The organism is Streptomyces silaceus, assembly GCF_001419745.1.
Taxonomy (GTDB): Bacteria; Actinomycetota; Actinomycetes; order Streptomycetales; family Streptomycetaceae; genus Streptomyces; species Streptomyces silaceus.
Window position 1 is genome coordinate 1 of record NZ_LIRJ01000731.1, and the last position, 1,240, is coordinate 1,240.

Here is a 1,240-nt window from a genome sequence, read left to right on the forward strand (position 1 = left end):
GGGCGGGGTCGCGGGTGAGGGCGCGGACGGGGGTGCCGGCGGCGGTGAGCCGGCCGACGAGGGCACGGCCGACGTTGCCGGTGGCTCCGGTCACGACGATCACAGGGGCTCCTTGGGGGCCTGGTGGCGGCCGGACCGGCGGGCCCGGCCCGGCTCCCGATCGAGCCTAGGCCGGGGGTGCCGGTCGCCGGATCGTCGTCGGGGACCAGCGGCCGGGCCGCTGGTCCCCGTCCTCAGGACCTAGGACCTGCTGCCTTTCCGCACCCTCAACGCCCGTGCGAGGTCGTCGAGTTGGTCGGCGAGCTTGCGGCGCAGGGCGGGGGTGGGCCGTGCGTCGCGCAGGCACCGCTCGCCCCGTTCGAGGGTGTCGGTGTCGACGAAGGGCAGCGGGAACGCGTACCGTCCGGCGGCCTCGGCCATGGCGGGGCCGCGGCGCGCGGCGAGGGCGACGGCGTCCTCGTAGAAGCGGGGGACGTACTCCCGGACGAGGTCGGCCTGTTCGGGCTGCCAGAAGCCCTGGGCGGTGGCGGCGAAGAGGTAGTTGGACAGGTCGTCCGAGCCGAACATGGCGTCCCAGGCGGCGCGTTTGGCGGCGGCGTCGGGCAGGGCGGCGCGGCAGCGTGCGGCGCCTTCCTGGCCGGTGGCGCTCGGGTCGCGGTCGAGTTCGGCGGCGATGGCGCTCTCGTCGGTGGCGTCGAGGGCGGCGAGCCGGGCGAGGACGCGCCAGCGCAGCTCGGGGTCGAGTTCGGGGCCGCCGGGCACGGTGCCCTCGGCGAGCCAGGCCTGGAGGGGCGCGGCCTGGGTGGCGACGTCGATGGCGGTGCGGACGGCGGTCAGGCGCAGGCCGGGGTGGGAGCCGTCCTCGGTGCGGCGGATGAGGTTGCGGCAGAGGTCGCCGAGGGTGGCGAGGGCGGCGGGGCGCTCCTCGGGGGTGGCGTAGCGGTCGGCGATGTGGGTGGCGGCGAAGGAGAGGACGCCCTGGACGATGGCGAGGTCGCTCTCTTCGGGGAGGTGGTCGTGGGCTGCCCGGAGGTAGGTGGCGGGGGCGAGTTCGCCGTCGCGGACCATGTCGCGCAGGCTGTTCCACAGGACGGCGCGGGTGAGGGCGTCGGGGACGCCGGAGAGGCCGCGCAGCGCGGTTTCCTGGGAGGCGTCGTCGAGGCGGATCTTGGCGTAGGTGAGGTCCTGGTCGTTGGGGACGATCAGGGCGGGGCGGCCGCCGTCGCGGGCGGTGGGGGGC

The 1,240-nt window shown here is 76.5% G+C and carries 2 protein-coding genes; both read right to left on the reverse strand.

Annotation, left to right across the window (positions count from 1 at the left end):
* On the reverse strand, positions 1–103 hold a 103-nt coding region (locus AOK22_RS41220; RefSeq protein WP_157872447.1), incomplete at its 3' end, for an NmrA family NAD(P)-binding protein.
* 137 nt (positions 104–240) lie between these two features.
* Positions 241–1,240 (reverse strand): ERAP1-like C-terminal domain-containing protein (locus tag AOK22_RS39075; protein WP_208606516.1); only part of this gene is annotated, 1,000 nt, incomplete at its 5' end.